Origin of the sequence: Streptomyces sp. CNQ085 (assembly GCF_022614595.1) — a bacterium.
Classification (GTDB): Bacteria; Actinomycetota; Actinomycetes; order Streptomycetales; family Streptomycetaceae; genus Streptomyces.
On the sequence record NZ_JAJFAU010000002.1, the window covers coordinates 71,133 to 74,725 of the forward strand.

Here is a 3,593-nt window from a genome sequence, read left to right on the forward strand (position 1 = left end):
CCCCGGCGGCGTGTGCGCGCACGGACGGGGTGGTCGGCGGGCCCGCCGTACCGCTGCGTAGCCTCGGCGCATGGTGTATCTGATGCTGGCCTGCGCGATCATGGCCGAGGTGCTGGCGACCACCTCGATGAAGTACAGCGACGGTTTCACCCGGCTGTGGCCCACCCTGGGCACCGCCGCCGGGTACCTCGTCGCGTTCACCCTGCTCGCGCAGACACTGAGGACCATGTCGGTCGGCACCGCGTACGCGATCTGGTCGGGCGTCGGCACCGCGGCCATCGCCGTGATCGGCATGGTCTTCATCGGCGAGGCGGTCACCGCCGCCAGAATCACCGGAATCCTCCTGGTCATCGCCGGGGTGGTGGTCCTCAACCTGGGCGGCGGCGGCCACTGACGGTGCCGCGTGCGCGTCTCCCGCGTACCTGCCCGCGGTGTCCGGCCGGTGGGACCGGTTCGCGCCCGCGGAAGGTGTCCGGTTAGCGTTTGGCCATGACCGAAGCACCCGCACCCGCACCCCGTACGACCGGCGCAGTCGCCGCCGGACTGGCCACCGTCGCGCTCGAGGGGGGCGACGTCCTCGACACCTGGTTCCCCGCGCCCGAGCTGACCGGCGCGCCCGGACCCGCCGGCACCGAGCGGCTGAGCGCCGAGCGCGCCGCCGAGCTGCTGGGCGACGCCGCGCCGCAGGCCCTGGGACCGGACCGGGTCCGCGGCGTCGAGGTCATCGCCGTCCGCACCGCCATCGCCTCGCTGGACGACAAGCCCCTGGACGCGCACGACGCCTACCTGCGGCTGCATCTGCTCAGCCACCGCCTGGTGAGGCCGCACGGCCAGAACCTGGACGGGATCTTCGGTCTGCTCGCCAACGTGGCCTGGACCAACCTCGGTCCCGTACCCGTCGAGCGGGTCGAGCAGGTCCGTCTCGCCGCTCGCGCCGAGGGCAGGCAGCTCACGGTCACCAGCGTCGACAAGTTCCCCCGGATGACCGACTACGTCATCCCCAGGGGTGTGCGCATCGGCGACGCCGACCGGGTGCGCCTGGGCGCCCACCTCGCCTCCGGCACCACCGTGATGCACGAGGGCTTCGTCAACTTCAACGCCGGGACACTGGGCACCTCCATGGTCGAGGGCCGCATCAGTGCGGGTGTCGTCGTCGGCGACGGCTCCGACATCGGCGGCGGCGCATCGATCATGGGCACCCTCTCCGGCGGCGGCAAGCAGACCATCTCCATCGGTGAGCGGTGCCTGCTGGGCGCCGAGGCCGGTATCGGCGTCTCGCTGGGCGACGACTGCGTCGTGGAGGCGGGCCTCTACCTGACGGCCGGCACCCGCGTCGCCCTGCCCGACGGCGAGGTCGTCAAGGCACTGGAGATGTCCGGCGCGAACAACCTCCTGTTCCGCCGCAACTCCACCACCGGGGCCGTCGAGGCCCTCCAGCGCTCCGGCTCCTGGGGCGGTCTGAACGAGGCCCTGCACAGCCACAACTGACGCCGCGCCGGATACGTCCCCGGCACCGGGCACTCGGCCGGGCCCGCCGCCCCCACCGGGCGGCGGGCCCGTTACGCTGTGCGGCCATGGGCGATCTCATGACCGGGGCGCGGTACCTGGGGCAGGGGCAGAAGTGGGTCCTGCGCAACGGACGGTGGTTCGGCTTCGGGTTGCTGCCCGCGCTCATCACCCTGGTGCTCTACACGGCGGCTCTGATCGCCCTCGGCTTCTGGGCCGACGACCTGGCGGTCTGGGCCACGCCGTTCGCCGACGGCTGGTCCTCGCCCTGGGGCGGACTGCTGCGCGGCACGTTCACGGTGCTGCTGTTCGCCGGCGGCCTGCTGATGGCGGTGCTCACCTTCACCGCCGTCACCCTGCTGGTCGGCGATCCCTTCTACGAGTCCCTGTCGGAGAAGGTCGAGGAGTTTGAGGGTGGCTGCCCCGAGGGCCCGGACGTCCCGCTGCTGCGCGGACTGTGGATCTCCCTGTGCGACAGCCTCTACGTCCTGGTGCGGGCGCTGGCCTTCGGAGTGGTGCTGCTCCTGCTCGGCTTCGTCCCTGTCGCCGGCCAGACCGTCGTCCCCGTCCTCGGCCTCGTCGTCTCCGGGTTCTTCCTGGCGCTGGAGCTCACCTCGGTGGCCATGCAGCGCCGGGACATCCCCGTCCGCGAGCGGATGCGGCTGCTGCGCGGGCGCAAGGCGCTCGCGGTCGGTTTCGGCACACCGCTGGCGCTGTGCTTCCTGGTGCCGCTGGCCGCGGTCTTCCTGATGCCGGGCGCGGTCGCCGGCGCCGCCCTCCTGGTGCGGGACCTGACGGGCGCGCCCGCGGACGGGCAGCCGGCCGCGCGGGAGCAGTACGGGCCGCAGGGGATGCGGGCCGAGCCGGGTCACCGGAGCGGTCCGGCCGGACCGGCCTGATCGCGCCCCCGGGGCCGCCGGGCGCGATCACCGGGACAGTGCCGTCCTGAGCGCGTCGGCCAGCCGCGCGGTCAGCTCCTCGCCGGCCGGCAGCAGGGGCGGGCGCACCGGGCCGCCCGGCAGCCCCGCCGCCGCGAACAGCGCCTTGACCGACACCGCGCCGGGCACCTGGGACATCATCGCGTCGACCAGCGGCACCAGGGCCCGATGACGCCGGGCGGCCTCGGCGTGGTCGCCGGTGTCGAAGGCGTCCAGGACGCCGCGTACGGCCGGCCCCGCCACGTTGGCGACCGTGCTCACACAGCCGTGGGCGCCGATCGCGCGCAGCGGCAGGTTCGTCTCGTCGCAGCCGGAGTAGTAGGCCAGCCCGGTGGAGCCCAGCACCCTCGCCGTCTTCATCAGGTCGTGGGCGCAGTCCTCGACCGCGCGGATGCGAGGGTGCTCGGCGAGCCGGGTCAGCGTCTCCACCGTCAGCGCGGTGCCCGCCCCGGTGCGGGAGGGGACGTCGTGGAGCATCACCGGCAGGGCGGTGGCGTCGGCGACGGTGGCCAGATGGCGGGCGATGGCCTCCTGGGTGGGGCGGGAGTAGTACGGCGTGACGACCAGGAGGCCGTGGGCGCCGGCCTCCTCGGCGGCCCGCGCCAGCTCCGCCGAGTGGCGGGTGTCGGCGGATCCGACGCCGGCGACGATCCGGGCCCGGTCGCCGACCTCCTCGGCCACGGCCCGTACCAGAGCGGTCTTCTCGTCGTCGGAGGTGGTCGGTGACTCGCCGGTGGTGCCACCCAGGACCAGGGCGTCGCAGCCGGCCCGGTTCACCAGATGGGCGGCCAGTCGCCGGGCGCCGGGGAGGTCCAGGGCGCCGGAGGAGTCGAACGGGGTGATCATGGCGGCGGCGACGCGGCCGAAGGGGGAGTCGGGCATGGGGCGAGTCTGGTCCACGCCGGAGCGGCCGGTCCAACCGGCTGTCCAACCGGCCTGGTCGGCTGCGGCCCCGGCCCGGGGCGCTCCTCGAACAGTTCGTCCGGGTTCGGTTCACCGCTGTCGGCCATCTCGGCCTCGATCCCGTCGGTGGGTTCGATGGTCGTCGACGTACCGCTTCTCCCCGCCGCGCCGTGGAATGTGCCGGGGGGGGGGGGGGGGGGGGGGGGGGGGGGGGGGGGGGGGGGGGGGGGGGGGGGGGGGGGGGGG

At 74.4% G+C, this 3,593-nt stretch carries 4 protein-coding genes; 3 read left to right on the forward strand and 1 reads right to left on the reverse strand.

Going from position 1 to position 3,593, the window contains the following annotated elements:
* Window positions 1-70 precede the first annotated feature (70 nt).
* The 3 genes from LJ221_RS01005 (at window position 71) to LJ221_RS01015 (ending at window position 2,405) form a co-directional block, all read left to right on the forward strand.
* Window positions 71-394, forward strand: coding sequence for a multidrug efflux SMR transporter (locus LJ221_RS01005; protein WP_241712844.1), 324 nt, complete (start codon window positions 71-73; stop codon window positions 392-394).
* A 95-nt stretch (window positions 395-489) separates the two neighbouring features.
* Window positions 490-1,488, forward strand: a complete 999-nt coding sequence (dapD, locus tag LJ221_RS01010; protein WP_241712845.1) for a 2,3,4,5-tetrahydropyridine-2,6-dicarboxylate N-succinyltransferase — start codon at window positions 490-492, stop codon at window positions 1,486-1,488.
* 86 nt (window positions 1,489-1,574) lie between these two features.
* Complete coding sequence (locus tag LJ221_RS01015) at window positions 1,575-2,405, forward strand: EI24 domain-containing protein (RefSeq protein ID WP_241712846.1); 831 nt, start codon at window positions 1,575-1,577, stop codon at window positions 2,403-2,405.
* Window positions 2,406-2,432: 27 nt separating this feature from the next.
* Here LJ221_RS01015 and dapA read toward each other — a convergent pair whose 3' ends face one another.
* The gene (dapA, locus tag LJ221_RS01020; protein WP_241712847.1) at window positions 2,433-3,326 is read right to left on the reverse strand and encodes a 4-hydroxy-tetrahydrodipicolinate synthase; all 894 of its coding nucleotides are present in this window, start codon (window positions 3,324-3,326) and stop codon (window positions 2,433-2,435) included.
* Window positions 3,327-3,593: the final 267 nt, after the last annotated feature.